Source organism: Microbacterium sp. NPDC080005 (assembly GCF_040702445.1).
Lineage (GTDB): Bacteria > Actinomycetota > Actinomycetes > Actinomycetales > Microbacteriaceae > Microbacterium > Microbacterium oleivorans_D.
Map to the genome: position 1 here is coordinate 222,097 of NZ_JBFBLD010000002.1, position 18,661 is coordinate 240,757.

The 18,661-nt window shown below is 71.3% G+C and carries 16 protein-coding genes; 10 read left to right on the forward strand and 6 right to left on the reverse strand.

Features of this window, described 5'->3' with window-relative positions; all coding sequences use genetic code 11:
* The first annotated feature begins 48 nt into the window (after positions 1-48).
* The 3 genes from AB0259_RS08000 to galE all read left to right on the forward strand — a co-directional run bounded on the left by AB0259_RS08000 (position 49) and on the right by galE (position 3,713).
* Entirely contained in the window at positions 49-984 is a 936-nt protein-coding gene (locus AB0259_RS08000; protein ID WP_366222440.1) for a LysR family transcriptional regulator, read from the forward strand.
* Between the two features lie 62 nt (positions 985-1,046).
* Positions 1,047-2,687, forward strand: a complete 1,641-nt coding sequence (pgm, locus tag AB0259_RS08005; RefSeq protein WP_366222438.1) for a phosphoglucomutase (alpha-D-glucose-1,6-bisphosphate-dependent) — start codon at positions 1,047-1,049, stop codon at positions 2,685-2,687.
* 48 nt (positions 2,688-2,735) lie between these two features.
* The gene (gene galE / locus AB0259_RS08010; protein ID WP_251578207.1) at positions 2,736-3,713 is read left to right on the forward strand and encodes a UDP-glucose 4-epimerase GalE; all 978 of its coding nucleotides are present in this window, start codon (positions 2,736-2,738) and stop codon (positions 3,711-3,713) included.
* 25 nt (positions 3,714-3,738) lie between these two features.
* Here galE and AB0259_RS08015 read toward each other — a convergent pair whose 3' ends face one another.
* The gene (locus tag AB0259_RS08015; protein WP_366222716.1) at positions 3,739-4,677 is read right to left on the reverse strand and encodes a LacI family DNA-binding transcriptional regulator; all 939 of its coding nucleotides are present in this window, start codon (positions 4,675-4,677) and stop codon (positions 3,739-3,741) included.
* Between the two features lie 139 nt (positions 4,678-4,816).
* Here AB0259_RS08015 and galT point away from each other — a divergent pair, with 139 nt between their 5' ends.
* The 3 genes from galT (at position 4,817) to AB0259_RS08030 (ending at position 8,870) form a co-directional block, all read left to right on the forward strand.
* Positions 4,817-5,962 carry a galactose-1-phosphate uridylyltransferase gene (gene galT / locus AB0259_RS08020; protein ID WP_366222714.1) on the forward strand — a complete coding sequence of 382 codons (1,146 nt, stop codon included), beginning with the start codon at positions 4,817-4,819 and terminating at the stop codon, positions 5,960-5,962.
* Positions 5,959-7,137 (forward strand): galactokinase, encoded by a 1,179-nt coding sequence (gene galK / locus AB0259_RS08025; RefSeq protein WP_251578203.1) that lies wholly within the window; start codon positions 5,959-5,961, stop codon positions 7,135-7,137. The genes galT and galK overlap by 4 nt, the downstream gene beginning before the upstream one ends.
* Positions 7,138-7,208: 71 nt before the next feature.
* Positions 7,209-8,870 carry an ABC transporter ATP-binding protein gene (locus AB0259_RS08030; RefSeq protein ID WP_366222435.1) on the forward strand — a complete coding sequence of 554 codons (1,662 nt, stop codon included), beginning with the start codon at positions 7,209-7,211 and terminating at the stop codon, positions 8,868-8,870.
* A gap of 187 nt (positions 8,871-9,057) precedes the next feature.
* Here AB0259_RS08030 and AB0259_RS08035 read toward each other — a convergent pair whose 3' ends face one another.
* The 3 genes from AB0259_RS08035 to AB0259_RS08045 all read right to left on the reverse strand — a co-directional run bounded on the left by AB0259_RS08035 (position 9,058) and on the right by AB0259_RS08045 (position 12,774).
* Positions 9,058-10,017, reverse strand: coding sequence for an ABC transporter permease (locus tag AB0259_RS08035; RefSeq protein ID WP_251578200.1), 960 nt, complete (start codon positions 10,015-10,017; stop codon positions 9,058-9,060).
* On the reverse strand, positions 10,014-11,018 hold the full coding sequence (locus AB0259_RS08040) for an ABC transporter permease (RefSeq protein ID WP_366222432.1): 1,005 nt from the start codon (positions 11,016-11,018) through the stop codon (positions 10,014-10,016). The genes AB0259_RS08035 and AB0259_RS08040 overlap by 4 nt, the downstream gene beginning before the upstream one ends.
* Positions 11,019-11,103: 85 nt before the next feature.
* Complete coding sequence (locus tag AB0259_RS08045) at positions 11,104-12,774, reverse strand: ABC transporter substrate-binding protein (protein ID WP_366222430.1); 1,671 nt, start codon at positions 12,772-12,774, stop codon at positions 11,104-11,106.
* A 149-nt stretch (positions 12,775-12,923) separates the two neighbouring features.
* Between AB0259_RS08045 and AB0259_RS08050 the strand changes: the two genes are divergently transcribed.
* The 3 genes from AB0259_RS08050 (at position 12,924) to AB0259_RS08060 (ending at position 14,935) form a co-directional block, all read left to right on the forward strand.
* On the forward strand, positions 12,924-13,787 hold the full coding sequence (locus tag AB0259_RS08050) for a spermidine synthase (RefSeq protein ID WP_251578194.1): 864 nt from the start codon (positions 12,924-12,926) through the stop codon (positions 13,785-13,787).
* Positions 13,788-13,875: 88 nt separating this feature from the next.
* Positions 13,876-14,403, forward strand: coding sequence for a hypothetical protein (locus AB0259_RS08055; protein ID WP_064003759.1), 528 nt, complete (start codon positions 13,876-13,878; stop codon positions 14,401-14,403).
* A gap of 43 nt (positions 14,404-14,446) precedes the next feature.
* Positions 14,447-14,935 carry a SprT-like domain-containing protein gene (locus AB0259_RS08060; RefSeq protein ID WP_251578190.1) on the forward strand — a complete coding sequence of 163 codons (489 nt, stop codon included), beginning with the start codon at positions 14,447-14,449 and terminating at the stop codon, positions 14,933-14,935.
* Here the strand turns inward: AB0259_RS08060 and AB0259_RS08065 are convergent.
* Together AB0259_RS08065 and AB0259_RS08070 are read right to left on the reverse strand one after the other, a co-directional pair.
* Complete coding sequence (locus AB0259_RS08065; RefSeq protein ID WP_251578188.1) at positions 14,922-15,581, reverse strand: 2-phosphosulfolactate phosphatase; 660 nt, start codon at positions 15,579-15,581, stop codon at positions 14,922-14,924. The genes AB0259_RS08060 and AB0259_RS08065 overlap by 14 nt on opposite strands.
* Positions 15,578-18,037 (reverse strand): glycoside hydrolase family 3 N-terminal domain-containing protein, encoded by a 2,460-nt coding sequence (locus AB0259_RS08070; RefSeq protein ID WP_366222428.1) that lies wholly within the window; start codon positions 18,035-18,037, stop codon positions 15,578-15,580. Before AB0259_RS08070 ends, AB0259_RS08065 begins: the two co-directional genes overlap by 4 nt.
* 89 nt (positions 18,038-18,126) lie before the next feature.
* Between AB0259_RS08070 and AB0259_RS08075 the strand changes: the two genes are divergently transcribed.
* Positions 18,127-18,630 carry a hypothetical protein gene (locus AB0259_RS08075; protein ID WP_366222427.1) on the forward strand — a complete coding sequence of 168 codons (504 nt, stop codon included), beginning with the start codon at positions 18,127-18,129 and terminating at the stop codon, positions 18,628-18,630.
* Positions 18,631-18,661 lie beyond the last annotated feature (31 nt).

The window sequence follows — 18,661 nt, forward strand, 5'->3', positions numbered from 1 at the left end:
CGGAAGGACAAGCGATGATTTCGCACGGTGAATCGGTAGCATCGCTTCATGATCGATCTCGAGGCCGTCGTCTCTCTGCGCAGCATCGCGACGGAGGGCAGTGTCGCCGCCGCCGCGAACGCCCTCGGGTTCACTCCGTCGGCGGTGTCGCAGCAGATCAAGCGCCTCGAACGCGACACCGGTGTCGCTCTGCTCGAGCGGGTCGGACGCGGCGTCGTGCTGACCGAGGCGGCGACACGCCTGGTCGTCTCGGCGACGCCGATCCTCGCCGACCTGGAACGCGTGCGGGCCGATCTGCACGGCGGCGGAGAACCCGACCGGATCTCGGGTGAGATCCGCATCGCGGCGTTCCCGACCGTCGTGCGCGGGATGATGGTCCCGGTGCTCGCCGACCTCGGCCGCCGGCATCCGGATCTGCGACTGCCCCTGCGCGAGAGCGAACCGTGGGAGACGGTGGCCCTCGTCGCGTCGGGTCAGCGGGACGTCGGGCTCGTGCACCGCTGGGGCAATGTCGCGCTCGCGATCCCGGACCACCTCGTCGAGGAGCCGCTGTTCACCGACGTCGCCGACGTGATCCTGCACCGCGACCACCCGCTCGCGGATCGCTCGGAGCTCCGGCCGGAGGACATCGGCGGCGAGCCGTGGGTCGCGACGTTCGAGTCGACGATCTGCCGGCAGTGGCTGCGGCGGTTGTTCGACGGTGTCGGCGGTGCGCCCCGCATCGTGCACGAGTCGATGGAGTTCGAGAACCACCTCGAGATCGCTCGCGCGGGCATCGCCGTCGCCCTCGTGCCGCGTCTGGGCCGCCCGCCGCTCGGCCCCGACCTCGTCGCCGTCCCGACCGTCTCGCCCGAATCGACGCGCGCGGTGTCGGCGATCCACCGCCGCACCATGTCGGACTCGCCCGGCCTCCGTGCGGTGCTCGACGCGCTCGGCGAGCACGCGAGCCGCATGGCCGCGGGCGATGGACGACTGCCGGCCTGATCGATCGTGCAGATCGGCGACACGCAGGCGCCGACGCCCGCGTTCCCTGGCAGACTGGGCGGATGAGCCGCGCAGGACAGCCAGCCGAAGCCTCTGACCTCGTCGATGTGGACGCCCTCATCGGCGCGTACTACGACCTGAAGCCCGACCCCGCGGTCGCCGCGCAGCGGGTCGCCTTCGGGACGAGCGGCCATCGCGGCTCGTCCCTGTCGCGGAGCTTCAACGAAGACCACATCCTCGCCACGACGCAGGCGATCGTCGACTATCGCGCGGCGCAGGGCATCACCGGCCCGCTCTTCCTCGGCCGCGACACCCACGGACTGTCGCTGCCCGCGGAGCACACCGCGATCGAGGTCCTCGTCGCGAACGGCGTCGACGTGCGCGTCGACAGCCGCGACTCGTGGGTGCCGACCCCTGCCCTCAGCCACGCGATCCTCACCTACAACAAGGGGCGTGGCGAGGCGGATGCCGGTCGCGCCGACGGCATCGTCGTCACCCCGTCGCACAACCCGCCCCGCGACGGCGGCTTCAAGTACAACCCGCCGCACGGCGGCCCTGCCGACACCGACGCGACGGGCTGGATCGCCGACCGGGCGAACCAGCTGATCGAGGCCGGACTCGAGGGCGTCGCGCGGGTCCGTCACGCCGACATCGACGACGCGACGCTCGGCCAGTACGACTTCCGCGAGGGATACGTCGCCGACCTCGCCTCGATCATCGACGTCGAGGCGATCGCACGCTCGGGCGTGCGGATCGGAGCCGACCCGCTCGGCGGCGCCTCGGTGGAGTACTGGGCCCTGATCGGCGAGCGCTACGGGCTCGATCTCACGGTGGTGAATCCCGAGGTCGACCCGACCTGGAGGTTCATGACGCTCGACTGGGACGAGAAGATCCGCATGGACCCCTCCTCCCCCTCGGCCATGGCCGCCCTCGTCGCCCGGCGCGACGAGTTCGACATCCTCACCGGCAACGACGCCGACGCCGACCGCCACGGCATCGTGACCCCGGACGCGGGCCTCATGAACCCGAACCACTTCCTCGCCGTCGCGATCGACTACCTCTACCGCCACCGCGAGGGCTGGCCGCAGGATGCTGCGATCGGCAAGACCCTCGTGTCGTCGATGATCATCGACCGGGTCGCCGCCTCGCTCGGTCGCACGCTGCTCGAGGTCCCCGTGGGCTTCAAGTGGTTCGTGCCGGGTCTGCTCGACGGTTCCGTCGCCTTCGGCGGCGAAGAGTCCGCCGGCGCGTCGTTCCTCCGCAAGGACGGCACGGTCTGGACGACGGATAAGGACGGCATCCTCCTCTGCCTGCTGGCGGCGGAGATCCTGGCCGTCACCGGCAAGACCCCGTCGCAGCGGTACGCCGAGCTCGAGGCCGAGTTCGGCGCATCCGCCTATCAGCGCGTCGACGCCCCCGCCTCGCCCGAGCAGAAGGCCGCTCTCTCCAAGCTGTCGGGCGACGCCGTCTCGGCGAGCGAGCTGGCCGGCGACCCCGTGACGGCGAAGCTGTCGCACGCGCCCGGCAACGGGGCGGCGATAGGCGGACTCAAGGTTCAGACCGAGTACGCCTGGTTCGCCGCACGCCCGTCCGGCACCGAGGACGTCTACAAGCTGTACGCCGAGAGCCTCAAGGGACCCGAGCACCTCGCACAGGTGCAGGAGGAGGCCCGGACGGTCGTCGCGGCGGCGCTGGGTTCCTAGGGCTGCGCGCGTCGGGAGCGTCCGTCCCGCGCCAGTAGGCTCGGCACCATGAGTTGGCTCGTCACCGGAGGCGCTGGGTACATCGGCGCGCACATCGTCCGCGCTCTCGCCGAGGCGGGTCTCGACCCGGTGGTCCTCGACGACCTGTCGAGCGGGCACGCGTCGTTCGTGCCCGAGGGGGTCCCCTTCGTCCAGGGCACGATCCTCGACCAGGCGCTCGTCGCGGACACCCTCCGGAACCACGGCGTCGAGGGCGTCATCCACGTCGCAGGTTTCAAGTACGCGGGCGTCTCGGTGCAGCGCCCCCTGCACACCTACGAGCAGAACGTCGAGGGCACCCGTGTCGTCCTCGCGGCGATGGCGGATGCCGGGGTCACGAACATCGTGTTCTCGTCGAGCGCGGCCGTCTACGGCACGCCCGACGTCCCGCTCGTCACGGAGGACCTGCCGAAGCGTCCCGCCTCGCCCTACGGCGAATCGAAGCTCATCGGCGAGTGGCTCATCGCCGCGCAGGGCGTCGCGACCGCGGCATCCGATACACCCCTTCGCCACACCTCGCTGCGGTACTTCAACGTCGTCGGCTCGGGCGACCCGTCCGTCTACGACACGAGCCCCCACAACCTCTTCCCGATCGTCTTCGAGATGCTGCTGAAGGGCGAGACCCCGCGCATCAACGGCGACGACTACGACACCCCCGACGGCACGAACGTGCGCGACTACGTCCACGTCGCCGACATCGCGGCCGCACACGTCGTCGCCGCCCAGCGCCTGCGCGCGGGCGAACCGGTCGAACCGGCCTACAACCTGGGTTCGCAGAACGGCCTGTCGGTGCGCGAGATCATGGATGCCGTCGCCCGCGTCACCGGCATCGCGTTCACCCCCGAGATCGCACCGCGCCGGGCCGGCGATCCCGACCGCATCGTCGCCACCGGCGAGCTCGCCGCCCGCGACCTCGACTGGAAGATGCGCTACACCGTCGACGAGATGGTGCGCACGGGCTGGGACGCGCGTCGCAACGCGGGCTGAGCCGCGCTGATCGTCGCCGACCGCGTCAGCCCGACGCGCGGGCGATGAGCCTCGTCGGGACGACCGTGCGCGTCGGCGCCTCGCCGTCGAGCGTCGCGGCGAGAGCGGCGACGGCGGCCTCGCCGAGCGCGGCGAAGTCCTGGCGGACGGTCGTCAGCGGTGGGCGGTAGTCCGCGGCATCCGCCACATCGTCGAACCCGATGACGGCGACGTCGTCGCGTCCGGCCTCGGCGAGCGCGCGCAGGACACCGAGCGCCATCTGGTCGTTCGCGGCGAACACGGCGTCCACGCCGGGGTCCGCGGCGAGGACGACACCCGCCGCGTGTCCGGATGCCGCGCCCCAGTCCCCGCGCAGCGGCTCTCGCGGCGTCAGCCCCTCGAGCGCGCTTCGCCAGCCGCGCTCGCGCTCCGCGGCGGCGAACGAACCGGTCGGACCGGCGACGTGCGCGATCGTACGGCGGCCGGCATCCTTCAACCGGCGTGTGGCCGCCTCGGCTCCGCCCGCGTGGTCGGACTGGACGGTCGCGAACCCACCGCCGGGCGAATCGACGGCGACGAGCGCGAGCCCCGTCGGCGGGCTGACGCCCTCGGCGATCGCGGTCGCCTCGTTGAGGACGATCGCGCCGTCCACCCCGAGGTCGTGCAGCCGGTCGAACGCGTCGGCGATCTCCGCGCGTTCGGCCAGGGAGACGAGCGTGACCGCCAGGTCGCGCCGGGCGGCGGCGGACGCTACGGCCTCGAGCATCCGGGAGTTCCCGACGGTCGCCAGGGTCGCAACGATCACGCCGATCGTGCCGGAGCGCCCGGTGCGCAGCGCCCGGGCGGCGCGATGCGGGCGGTAGCCGAGGTCGGCCATCGCCGCCTCGATACGGGCCCGGGTCTCGGGATCGACCCGCGGGCTGCCGTTGACGACCCGCGAGACGGTCTGTCCCGAGACGCCCGCAGCTGCGGCCACGTCGGCCATCGAGACGCGTCGCTGCACGGCATCCTCCCGGTGCGGCCCCGGCACCGACTCCGGAGATCCGCGTGATGTTGACGATAACACGACCCTCGGCTACCGTGTTGACGTGAACACGACGGAGTTCGAGCCCACGCCCGCGGAGATGACCGAGCTCGGCGCCGGCGTCGTCAAGCGCAGCACCCGCCTCGCCGACGGCCGCGAGCTGATCTACTTCGACGACCCCGGCACGGCCCTCGGCCCCGAGCGCGCCGTCGACGCCCGCGACCTCGGCGCGCGGCCGGAGACCGCCACGATGCGCCAGGACGTCCTCACCGGGGACTGGGTGTCGGTGGCGGCCAACCGGCAGAACCGCGCGTTCCTGCCGCCCGCCGAGCTCGACCCTCTGGCACCGCAGTCGGACACGAACCCGTCCGAGATCCCGTCGGTGTACGACGTCGCCGTCTTCGAGAACAAGTCGCCGTCGTTCGGCCCCGCCCTCGCGGAAGCGACCGATGACGTGCCCGCGGCGACCGACCCACCGCGCGGGCTCGACGACCTGGCCCACCTCGGGCTCGGCCGCACCCGCACGAGCGTCGGCCGCACCGAGGTCGTCTGCTTCTCCCCCGCGCGCACCGGCTCGTTCGGTACGCAGACCGTCACCCGCGCCCGCACCGTGATCGAGGCCTGGGCCGACCGCACCGCCGCCCTGTCGGCCCTTCCCGGCATCGAGCAGGTCTTCCCCTTCGAGAACCGCGGCGAGGCGATCGGGGTGACGCTGCAGCATCCGCACGGTCAGATCTACGCCTACCCGTACGTCACCCCGCGCACGACCCGCCTGCTGGATTCGATCGACCGGACCGCTCCCGACCTCTTCCAGCGCATCCTCGAGTTCGAGCAGGCCGGTCCCCGCGTCCTGCTGCGCGGCGAGCACTGGACGGCTTTCGTGCCCTTCGCCGCGCGCTGGCCGCTGGAGATCCACATGCTCCCGCACCGTCACGTCGCCGACTTCGCGGCGCTCTCGGAGCCCGAGAAGGACGAGCTCGCGCCGCTGTACCTGCGCCTGCTGCGCGGCGTCGACGCGCTCTACGACTCCGAGACCCCCTACATCGCCGCCTGGCACCAGGCGCCGGTCCACGTCGGCCGCGACACCGTGCGACTGAGCCTGCAGCTCACGAGTCCCCGTCGCGCCGCCGACAAGCTCAAGTTCCTCGCCGGATCCGAGGCCGCCATGGGCGCCTGGATCGGCGACGTCCCCCCGGAGGACGCCGCCGCGCGCCTCCGCACCGCCATCGAAGGGATCACCCTGTGACCGCTGCCGGCGAGGCCCACGGCCTCTTCTCGACCCTCACCGGCAGCGAGCCGGTCGGCCTCTGGTCGGCGCCCGGGCGCGTCAACCTGATCGGCGAGCACACCGACTACAACGACGGGTTCGTCTTCCCGTTCGCGACGCCCCACCGCACGCACGTCGCGCTCGGCCGTCGCTCGGACGGCCGCATCCGCGTCGTCTCCACCTTCGACACCGAGCCCGTCGAGGTGGCCCTCGCCGACCTCGACGCGCTGTTCCCCGGCCGCCGCGACGAGGTCGTCGAGTGGGCCCGGTACCCGCTCGGTGTCGCGTGGGCGCTGCTGCAGGCGACCGGGACGGATGCCGCATCCGTCACCGGCGTCGACCTGGCCTTCGCGTCGGACGTCCCCGTCGGCGCCGGTCTGTCGTCGTCGGCGGCCATCGAGGGAGCGACCGGATCTGCCCTCAACGACGTGTGGGGGCTCGGCCTCGACCGCGTCGCTCTCGCGCAAGCCGGACGCCGCGCCGAGAACGAGGCGGTCGGCGCCCCGACCGGGATCATGGACCAGATGGCGTCGATGCTCGGTGAGACGGATGCCGGCACCTTCCTCGACTGCCGAAGCCTCGACGCCCAGGTGGTCGCCCTCGGCTTCGACGCCGCGGGGCTGGAGCTCATGGTCATCGACACGCGCGTCGCGCACGCGCACTCGACGGGCGGTTACCGCGAGCGGCGGGAGGCCTGCGAGCGCGGCGCGGCGGCGATGGGTGTTCCCGCACTGCGCGACGTGAGGGTCGATGAGCTGCCCCGGGTCGAAGAGCTCGTGGACGAGGTCACCTACCGCCGCGTGCGTCACGTCGTCACGGAGGACCAGCGTGTGCTCGACACCGTCCGCACCCTCCGTGAGCAGGGCCCCCGCGCGATCGGCGAGCTGCTGTATGCGTCGCACGCCTCGATGCGCGACGACTTCGAGATCTCGGTGCCCGAGCTCGACCTCGCCGTCGAGACGGCGCGCGAGAACGGCGCGATCGGCGCACGGATGACCGGCGGCGGCTTCGGCGGCTCCGCGATCGCACTCGTCGAGCGTGCCGCCGTCCCGGCTGTGCGCGACGCGGTGCTCGCTGCCTTCGCCGCGGCCGGGTACACCGAACCGCACGTATTCACCGTGCGACCGTCCGAAGGCGCCCGCCGCGACGGCTGACCGGCGTTACGGCTCGGTAAAGCCGGCGATCCACCCGTGCGCCGTCGGCGGGTGGAGGGCAGGATGGACCCATGCCCTTCGCCACCACCCCCGCCGCCGGCACGCCCCTCCTCCAGGTGCGCGACCTCGCGGTCGAGTTCCAGACCATCGACGGAGCGGTGCGCGCCGTGGAGGGTGTCGACCTCGACCTGGCCGCCGGTGAGACGGTCGCCATCGTCGGCGAGTCGGGCTCGGGCAAGTCGACGACCGCGATGGCGGTGATCGGCCTGCTGGCCGGCAACGGCAAGGTCGCGCAGGGCAGCATCCGCCTCGACGGGCAGGAGCTCGTCGGAGCGTCGGAGGCGACGATGCGCGGCATCCGCGGAGCCCAGATCGGACTCGTGCCGCAGGACCCGATGTCGAACCTCAACCCGACCTCGAAGATCGGCACGCAGGTCGCCGAGACCCTCCTCGCGCACGGGCTGGCGACGAAGAAGGACGTCGACCGGAAGGTCGTCGAGACCCTCGCGGCAGCAGGGCTCCCGAACGCCGAGGAGCGCGCGAAGCAGTACCCGCACGAGTTCTCGGGCGGCATGCGCCAGCGCGCGCTCATCGCCATCGGGCTCGCCTGCAACCCCCGTCTGCTCATCGCGGACGAGCCCACGAGCGCGCTCGACGTGACGGTGCAGAAGACGATCCTCGACCAGCTCGGCCGCATGACCACCGAGCTCGGCACCTCGGTCCTCCTCATCACGCACGACCTCGGGCTCGCCGCCGAGCGCGCCGCCCGTGTCGTCGTCATGCACCGCGGGCGCATCGTCGAGCAGGGCCCCGCCCGGCAGATCCTCGAAGAGCCGCAGCATCCGTATACCCAGTCCCTCGTGAAGGCGGCCCCGTCCGTCGCGGTCGCGCGTCTGCGGCCCGAGGCATTCACCGCGCCGACCCCGGATGCCGCGGCGAAGCCGGTCGACAACATCGTCGAGGTCGAGGGGCTCACCAAGCTCTACAACGTTCGTGGCCAGAAGGAGGACTTCGCGGCCGTCAAGGACGTGTCCTTCTCGATCCCCCGCGGCGAGACCGTCGCGATCGTCGGCGAGTCCGGCTCGGGCAAGACGACGACGGCGCGGATGCTGCTGAAGGTCGTCGACCCGACGGAGGGGACGATCCGCTTCGACGGCACGGATGTGGCATCCCTCAGGGGACGTCAGCTGCGGGAGTTCCGTCAGAAGGTGCAGCCGATCTTCCAGGACCCGTATTCGTCGCTGAATCCGATGTTCACGATCGAGCGCATCGTCCAGGAGCCCCTCGACTTCTACAGCCGCGGCTCCGCGAAGGACCGTGCCGCTCGGGTGCGGAAGCTGCTCGACGATGTCGCGCTGCCGGAGTCGGCGCTGCGTCGCTACCCGTCGGAGCTCTCGGGCGGCCAGCGCCAGCGCGTCGCCATCGCGCGCGCCCTCGCACTCTCCCCCGAGCTCATCGTCTGCGACGAGCCCGTGTCGGCCCTGGACGTGCTCGTGCAGGACCAGATCCTCTCGCTGCTGCGCGACCTGCAGACCGAGTACGGCCTGAGCTACCTGTTCATCTCGCACGACCTCGCCGTCGTGCGCCTCATCAGCGACTACGTGTGCGTCATGAAGGACGGCGCACTCGTCGAAGCCGCCTCGAGCGAAGAGATCTTCACCAACCCGCGCGACCCGTACACCCGCAACCTGCTCGCCTCGATCCCCGGCAACGAGCTCGACATCGCCGTCTGACCCGCGAGAACCGAACTCGGAACCGCCCCGGAGGGTGGCCGGCGAAGCGATCCCCCGCAGCGGCTACCCCTCGCTGATCAAGGAACCGCCGAGTTGCCCAGTCCGCCCGAGAGGTAGGCCGCGACGAGACCGGAGACCACGACGACGAGCGGCGCGATCACGGCGATCAGCCGCCGCCGGCTCATGCTCAGCGCCCGCGGGTGCGGGGGTCCATGGCCTCGCGGAGCGCCTCGCCGAACAGGGTGAACCCGAGGGCGGTGATGGCGATGCAGATGCCGGGGAGGAACGCGAGCCACGGCGCGATGGCGAGCTCAGCCTGCGCGTAGGTGAGCATGCGCCCCCATTCCGCCGTTTCGGGGCGGCCGCCGCCGAGGCCGAGGAACGACAGAGCGGCGGCGTCGATGACGGCCGTCGCCAGCGACAGCGTGCCCTGCACGATGACCGGGCCGACCGCATTGGGCAGCACGTGCGTCATGGTGATGCGCCCGCGACCGAGGCCGAGGGTCTGCGCCGAGAGGACGTAGTCGGCCGAGCGCTGCTGCAGCATCGAGGCGCGCAGCAGGCGCGCGAAGATCGGGACCTGTGCGACACCGATGGCGATCATGACCGAGTTCTGGTTCTGCCCGAGGATCGCCGCGATCGAGACGGCGAGGAGCAGGCTCGGCACCGAGAGCAGGATGTCGACGAGTCGCATGATCAGGTTGTCGACCCAGCCGCCGAACGTACCGGCGATGAGCCCCAGCAGCATCCCGCCGATGAGGCCGTAGGCCGTGGAGACGACACCGATGACGAGGGACGCCCGGGCGCCCCAGATGAGCTTCGACAGGACGTCGCCGCCGAACCGGTCGAGGCCGAGCGGGAACGAAGCGATCTCGCCGGGTCCGGGGATGAAGGTCGGGGTGATCTCGCGTGCGCCGGGCAGGGCCGTCTCGGGATACGGCGCGAGCAGCGGCGCGAGGAGGGCCACGAGGACGAACAGCAGCACGATGGCGAGACCCGCCCAGGCGGTGGGGCTGCGGCGCAGGCGCCGGAACACGTCGTGCCAGAAGCCGCCGCGCGGCGCGCCGCCGCTGCCGGCCTTGAGGTCGACGGCGGTCGCGTCCTCAGCGGGGCTGCCGCCGGCTGCGGGGGGAAGGACGGTGCTCATGAGACCCTCACTCTCGGGTCGATCAGGCTGTACGAGACGTCGACGAGCAGGTTGATGAGCGCGTAGACGACCGCGATGAAGATGATGAAGCCCTGGAGGACCGGGAAGTCGCGGTTGAAGATCGCCCCCGCGAGGAACGACCCGATGCCGGGGAACGCGAAGACGGTCTCGGTGAGGATCGCCCCCGACAGGAGCAGACCCGCCTGCAGGCCGATCGTCGTGATCACCGGCAGCATCGCGTTGCGGAGGATGAACCGGTTGCGCAGCAGCGCCCCCGGCACGCCCTTCGCCTTGCCGGTGCGCACGTAATCGGCGTTCTGGACTTCGAGGACGGATGCCCGGGTGATGCGCACGATGATGGCGAGGGGGATCGTGCCGAGCGCCAGCGCGGGCAGGATCAGGTGCAGGACGGCATCCCAGGCCGCGTCGAACTCCCCGGTGATGAGACCGTCGAACACGTAGAAGTTCGTGTAGTGGGTCGCGTCGATGCGGGGGCTCTGACGCCCGTCGGAGGGCAGCCAGCCCAGCTGGACGGCGAAGACGTACTTGAGGATGAAGGCCAGGAAGAAGACCGGCACGACGATGCCGAGCAGGCTGAACACGACCGCGGCGCTGTCGGCCGCCTTGCCGTGGCGGCGCGCTGCCCAGTACCCGAGGGGCACACCGACGCCGACGGCGATGACCAGCGCGGCGATCGAGAGCTCGATCGTCGCGGGGAAGCGGCGGAGGAACTCCTCGAGCACCTGCCGACTGGTCTGCAGCGAGCTGCCGAAGTCGCCGGAGAGGAGCCTGCCGATCCAGGTGAAGTACTGCTCGAGGAGCGGCCGGTCGAAGCCGTAGAGCTCGTTGATGCGGGCCACCGCTTCGGGGGTCGACTTCTCGCCGAGCAGGGCCTGGGCGGGCCCTCCGGGGAGGGTCCGCACCCACCAGAACAGGAGGATGCTCAGGCCGAGGAGGGTGGGGATCAGCAGCAGGAGTCTTTTGCCGATGGTTCGCAGCACGGGTGTCGCTTTCGTGGAGGGCGGTGCGGGGCGGGAGGATCTCCCGCCCCGCACCGGTCAGGCGGCCGAAGCCACCCCGATCGGCTTACTTCGTGAGGACGATCTCGCTGAACACCTCATCGTTCACCGGGCTCGCCGGGTAGCTCTCGACGCGCGGGTCGAAGGCCAGGGTGGGAGCCGGGTGGGCGAGCGGGACACCGGGGATGAACTCGGCGACCTGCTCGTTGATGTCGGAGTAGACCTGCGTCTGCTCGTCGAGGTCCGCGATCCCGCGGGCGTCGGTGAGAGCCTCGAACAGCTCGGGGTTGTCGAAGCCCCACTCCGCCGACTTCTGGCCGAAGAAGACGCCCAGGAAGTTGTCGGTGTCGTTGTAGTCGCCCGTCCAGCCGAGCAGGTGGATGCCGTGGTCCGTGCCGCCGGTGATGAGGTCGAGGTATTCGCCCCACTCATTCGACTGCGGCGTGGTCTCGACGCCGACCTCGTTCAGCTGCGACGAGAGGACGGTGAAGATCTGCTCGGGGTCCGGCATGTACGGACGCGAGACGTTGACCGGGTAGTTGAAGGTCAGCGTGAGCGGGTTGGACTCGTCGTAGCCGGCCTCGGCGAGCAGCTGCTTCGCCTTCTCGGGGTCGTAGTCGTACGTCGTGACGTCGGCGTTCCAGCCGTTCACGGTCGGCGGCATGAACTGCGTCGCCTTCTCGGTGCCCTCGGGGAGGACCTGCGAGATGAGCGCATCCTTATCGACCGCGTAGGAGAGCGCCTCACGGACCTTCGGGTCCTGCAGCTCGGGGACCGCCTGGTTGAAGGCGAGGTACAGGATCGTGAACGGCGGACGCGACACCATGGTGTAGCCGTCCTCTTCGAGAGCGGCCGTGTCGGCGGGGCCGACGAGGTCGTAACCGTCGATCGAGCCGGACTCGAGCGCCTGGCGGCGTGCGGTCGGGTCGTCGATCACGCGGAAGATGATCTCGTCGATCTGGCCGGCGTCGCCCCAGTAGTCCTCGTAGGAGCTCAGCGTCAGCTGCTCGCCCGGCGACCACTCGTCGAACTTGTAGGGGCCGGTGCCCACGGGGTGGCCCATCGCGTACTCGCTGAGCGTCGGAGCCTCGGCGGTGCCGCCGACCTCATCCGCGCTGTACTCCTCGAGAGCGGTCGGCGACTGCATCCCGAAGGCGGGGAGCGAGAGCGCCGCGACGAAACCGGCGAACGGCTTCTTCAGGGCGATGGTGACCGATGTGTCTCCATCCGGGGTGCAGGAGTCGTAGACGGCGGTGTCGGGGCTCGACGCGTAGCCCTTGAAGAGCTTGTTGTAGTAGTAGCCGAGCGCCTCGCTGGCGGCCAGGCCCTCCCAGTTGTACCAGCGGTCGAAGTTGAAGCAGACGGCCTCCGCGTTGAACGGGGTGCCGTCGTGGAAGGTGACGCCTTCCTTGAGCGCGAAGGTGTAGCTCAGCGAGTCGTCCGAGGTCTCCCACGACTCCGCGAGCAGCGGCGCCGGGTCGGCCGTGCCGGGCTCGGTGCCGACGAGGCCCTCGAAGATCTGACGCGAGACGCGGAAGGTCTCGCCGTCCTGGGCGAACGCGGGGTCGAGGCTGGCCGGGTCGGCCGACGCGCCGAAGACGAACGTGCCGTCGACGTCGGCCGCGCCTTCGCCCTCGCCGCTCTCGCCGCGCTGACTGGCGCACGCGCTGAGCGCGAGCGCACCGATGATGAGGGCCGCGGCGCCCGCGACCACCCGCTTCCTGGAAATGGGGAGCATTGCTGTGCACCTTCCGATGAGGCTCGTCGGCAACGCGCCGGGTGGGCGGCGCTGCCGAAGGGATGCCGCTGACGCTACCTGCCGCACTGCGGGCAAGCGGTTACATCTGCATCTCGATCGTGTTTCTTCCTGCGGGCTACCGTAGACGAATGGCCCGCTCCCGCGACCCGATCGACCCGCCTGTCGCGAGACTGTCCGACGGGCGGCAGGCGCGCATCGTGCCCGGCCGCTTCGCCGGCGGGTGGGAACTCATCGTCGACACGACGCCGCAGTCGCACGTCGACCTCGACGATCCGTCGCACCTGCACTTCGAGTACGTCGCCCGCATGGGCGCCGTGATCGACCAGATCGGGATGCCGGGCGAACCCCTCACTGCCGTGCACCTCGGCGCGGGCGCCATGACCCTCCCCAGGTACGTCGAGCACACGCGTCCGGGGTCGCGTCAGCAGGTCATCGAGCTCGAGCAGGCGCTCATCGACCTGGTCCGCGAGCATCTGCCGCTCCCGCGCACGGGGCAGCTCCGGGTACGCATCGGCGACGCGCGCGACGTCGCGGCACGCCTGCCGGCGGGCGTCGTGGGCAACGCCGACCTCGTCGTCTCGGACGTCTTCGCCGGTGCGCAGACACCCGCGCACATCACGAGCGTGGAGTATTACCGCATCCTGGCGGGGCTCCTCGCCCCCACCGGCATCCTGCTGGTGAACATCGCCGACGGCAGCGGGCTGGCCTTCGCGCGGCGCCAGGTCGCGACGGTGCGGTCGGTGCTCGAGCACGTCGTGCTGCTGGCCGAGGTGCGCACCCTCAAGAGCGGCCGATTCGGCAACATCGTCATCGCCGCGTCGCCGGCGCCGCTGCCGATGGACTGGCTGCCCCGGCTCATGGCGGCGGGGCCGCACCCGGCGAAGGTCGCCCACGGCGCCGAGCTCGAGGCGTTCGCGCGCGGTGCGCGGATCATGACGGATGCCGACGCCACCGCGTCGCCGAAGCCCGCGGCATCCGTCTTCGACCGCTGAGGCCACGACGCGCGGCGCGCCCTCAGCCGATTCCGGGCACCGCCCGGCGACACTGGAGGCACACGTCGCTGGGTGGGAAGGAATGGCCGTGGGCTTCATCAAGGGATACGACCCGGAGACACTCCGAGAGATCGTCGACCTCGACGAATGCCAGGCTCGGCTCGTCGAGCTCGGCGAGCAGCGCAGCCTCGCGGCGATGCTCGAGAAGGTCTGGCTCCTGAAGGTCACCGGGCGTCTCGACGACGCTCTCGTCGTCTCGGAGGAGTCCGTCCGCCTCGCGCGGATGGCCGGCACGCGCAAGGACCTGCTGCGGGCCCGCATGCTGCACGCCACCGTCCAGCAGTTCCGCGGCGCGTACGCGGCGGCGATCCACGAGCTCAACACGTGCGTCGAGGAGGCCGAGGGCCAGGGCTGGGCCGCGGTCGCCGCGTTCGGCTGCCAGCACCGCGGCAAGGTGCACTTCGACGCGGGAGACGACGCCTCAGCGCGGGCGGACTTCAAGAAGGCGCTCTTCCTGCGCCAGGAGGCCGGTGCCCCCGAGGAGCAGCTGGAGTCCACACTCCTCGCGATCGACGCCGTGGACCGGCGCCGCAACCGTTCCACGGTCGCGAGCTGAGCCGTTACGGGCGAGTGTCGTACATCCGTTCTATCGTGCTGGCATGAGTGATCTCATCGACGTCCGCCGCGAGGCGGAGTCCCTGCTGGGGCAGCTGCTCGACGACTCGTGGAGCTTCGCCTTCGACAACGCGAAGCGACGCGCGGGCGCGTGCGACTACCTGCGCAAACGCATCACGCTCTCGCGCTACCTGGCTGTGCGGTACGACGCGGAGACCAACCGGCAGACGATCCTGCACGAGATCGCCCACGCGATCGCCGGCGCCGCTGCGGGCCACGGCGCGGATTGGAAGCGCGTCGCGCGCTCACTCGGCTACACCGGCGGGGTGACGCACCGCGGTGAGACGGCGACGGAGCTCGCCCCCTGGGTCGGGGTGTGCCCCGCCGGTCACGTCGCCTACCGGCACCGCAAGGCGACGCGCGCGACCTCGTGCGCGCGCTGCGCACCGACCTTCGACCCGCGTCACCTCATCACGTGGCGACGCCGGGAGATCACCGCCGAGACCCGACGCGCGGCCCTCACTCCGCGCTGACCGCCTCGTACGCGCGCCACACGCCGTCCCGCAGGACCGGCACCGCGTCGTCGGCGTCGTGGACTGCGGCGGCGAGCACCTCGGCGCGCCGGTCGACCTCGAGGAGCTCCTGCCCCGATCCGCTCGCCGTCAGCAGGTGTCGGACGGCGGAGCGCAGGCCGCGGAACGACTCGGACGCCGCGGCCGCCTCCGGCGAGGAATGGTCGAGCCCGAGCGCCTCGAGGGCGGCGAAGACCGCGCCGGCCCCAAGCTGGTCCTCGACGGAGAATCGGAGCATCGCAGCATCCTTCGGTCCGGAGAGCTCCCCCGCGGCGATCACGTTGACGCTCGTCCGCGCAGCGCGGCGGTTCTGTTCGGCCAGCACCGCACGGGCGACCGCCGTCGCATTGCGAAGGCACCCCAGGAAGACGACCGCACCGGCGTCGGCAGCCGCGGAGGCGACGGCGGCACCGTTGCGGGAGACGGCGTGCGCGGTGTCGTCGTGCGGTACCGCCTCGCCGCCGGCGACCTGCGCCGACACGGTCGACGAGAAGCGCAGCACGTCGACGACCACGACGACGTCGGCGGGGGCGAGCCGGCGGAGGCCCTCCTGCCCCCAGTCGAAGCGCAGCTGGTAGCGGGACTGGTCGAACGGGCTCGCGGTCATCCCTCCAGCGTACGAGCGTCGACGACCGGCTTCAGCGCCACAGCGAGCCGCAGCACATTCCGCGCCGTGCGCTGCAGCTCACCGCGGGTGATCCCCTCCGCCCGGGCGAGGGAGTCGAGGATCGTCGTGTCCGCGTACGCCTGCGGCGCACCGTCCTTCTTCACGCCGCCCGGCATGAGGACGTCCACCTGCGCGCGGACCCGGTACGCGTTGTCCTCGAGGGCGGGGAAGTCGGGGTCGACGGACTCCTCGATCCACCAGTCGGTGATGACGGTGCCCTCATAACCCCACTCCTCGCGGAGGACGACCGTCACGAGGTCGTGGTGATAGTGCGCCCACACGCCGTTGATCTGGTTGTAGGAGGTCATGATCAGGCGGGGCGCGGCCTCGCGGACGCAGATCTCGAAGCCGCGCAGGTAGATCTCCCGAAGGGCCCGCTCGGAGACCCGCGAATCGTTGCGGGTGCGATTGGTCTCCTGGTTGTTGGCGGCGAAGTGCTTCGGGCAGGCCGCGAGCCCGGCACTCTGCACACCGCGCACGACGGCCGCGGCGATGCGTCCCGAGACGACCGGGTCCTCGCTGAAGTACTCGAAGTTCCGGCCGCACAGCGGGTCCCGGTGGATGTTCATGCCGGGGCTCAGCAGGACGTCCGAGCCCTTGCGCAGCATCTCCTGCCCGTGCAGGGCGGCGAGCTCCTCGATGAGGGCGACGTTCCAGGTCGAGGCGAACGCCGTCCCCGACGGCAGCAGCGAGGCGTATGCGGACAGCCGGATGCCGCTCGGACCGTCGGTCGTGGTGATCGGCGGCACCCCCTTGGCGCGCAGCGACTCGGACACCCCGCCCAGCACACCGGCGTTGCCGGCGGCTCCCAGCGGGCTGTCCATCGTGACGTCGCCGCGGGCGAGCAGTGAGAGCTCCTCGTCGCTGAGCTGCGCGACGAAGTCATCGAGGGACGCGCTGCCGCGCGCGACGTCGGAGAGATCGATACCCCGGTCCCCCGTCGGCGGGATCTCGGCGGGCAGAGCGGAGAGGATCCGCTCTGCCCGTGAGACCGTGCGCCGGGGCACGGTCTCACGGGCGATGACGGCGGAGCCGTCTGCAGCACGGGCGAGCGTGAGGCGCTCGAAGGCGTGGACGGGGGCGGCGACCTCGGCGGCGGTGCGCACCACCCGGGTCTCGGGCACCTCGAACCCGGCGACGCGCGAGGCCGAGCGCACGTCGGTCCCCACGAACACGGGGTACGCGCCCGCCTCGAGGACCCACGCGTTCCGGGTGCCGGTCACACCGCTGTCGTCGTACGACGCGAGGTCGTCGAGACGCACTCCGAGGCGGATCGTCTCGCTCTGCCCCGGCGCGAGCAGCCCCGTCTTGGCGAACGCCGCCAGCTGACGGGCGGGCTTGCCGAGGGCTCCATCGGGGGCACCGGTGTAGACCTGCACGACCTCCTTGCCGGCGCGCTCCCCGGTGTTGGTGACGACGACATCGAGGGTCAGGGTGCCGGCGTCCGTGGTCGACGTCGCCGACAGGTCGAAGGTCGTGTACGACAGACCGTGTCCGAAGGGGAACAGCACGCGGTCGGGCGCGAAGGTCTCGAAGTAGCGGTAACCGACGAAGACGTCCTCGGCGTAGACATTGACGTCGAGGCCGCCGAAGTTCGAGGAGCTCGGGTAGTCCTCGTAGCTGCGCGCGATGGTGTCGGTGAGCTTGCCGCTGGGCGTCGATTCGCCCGCCAGCACACCCGCGACCGCGCGGGCGCCCTCCATGCCGCCCTGCCAGGCGAACAGGACGGCGCTGATCCGGTCGCCGTAGTCGACGATCCACGAGAGGTCCATCACGTTCCCCGCGTCGATGACGACGACCACGCGGTCGAAGTGAGTGGTGACGGCGTCGAGGAGGGTGCGCTCCGCCGAGGTCAGGTAGTAGCTCCCGGCCTCGAGGATGCTGTCGCGCGCCTCGCCGGCCGCGCGACCGATGGCGACGACCGCGGTATCGGCGCGAGAGGCGGCGGCTGCGACGTCGACGTCGTCGATCGGCATCTCCGGGAAGTGGTGCGGCCACTGGCCCCAGTCGGCGGTGAACACCGGACGGTTCTCGGCGCACCAGGTCGAGTAGACGGTCGCGAGTTCGTCGTCGACGCGGACGCCCGCGTCGCGGAGCCCCGCGAGCAGGTTCCAGATGTAGGGCACCTTCACGTCGCCGCCCGAGCCGTAACCGACGGCGAACCAGTCGACCTGGACCCGGCCGAACACGGCGACGGCGCGCTCGCCCAGCGGCAGGGTGCCGTCGTTGGTCAGGAGTACGACCCCCTCGGCCGCGGCCGTGCGCGCGATCTCGGCGAGCGCCGGGTCGAGGGTCGGGTCGGTGTCGAGCAGCATCGACGAGATCTGCGCGACGGACTCGACGGGGGCGAGGGTGTGCGAGCGGTCGCCGGATTCGATGGCGGGTTCGAGAGGCATGGGGGTCTTTCGCGGAGTCGCCGGAGCGAGGAGGGCCTGAGAGCGCTCCCAACGTATCCGGTACCACGGAGGAATGCGAGAGTGGACGCATGCGGATCCTCCTCAAGCTCGAGCTCGACTGCACCGCCGACGCCGCCTGGCGCGCCCTGCACTCCCCGCGCGCGGTGACCGAGCTGTACGGGCCGCTGCTCGACATGGGTCCCATGGCCGCGGCGCTTCCGACCTCGTTCGAGCCTGGAGCCGACGTGCCGGTCGAGATCCGCGCACTCGGCCTCATCCCGGTCGGTCAGCAGCTCATCCACGCGAGCGACCGGTACACCGAGGACACGAACGGTCCGGTGCGGATCTTCCGCGACAGCGGCATCCCCCTCACCGGTCCCCTCGCAGCCCTCGACGTCTGGGACCACCAGATGGCGGTGAGCCCTCTGCCGGGCGATCCGTCGAAGACGCTGTGGCGTGACCGCCTCACGATCGGCGGCTCTGCGGCGCTGCCCCTCTGGCCGCTGCTGTGGGCGGCGTGGCAGTACCGCGGCATCCGCCTGCGTGCGCTCGCGCCCACGTGGTCCTACGACCCGCCCGCTGCCGAGGCCTGACGGACGGATGCCGCCCCTCCCCGTGACCCGG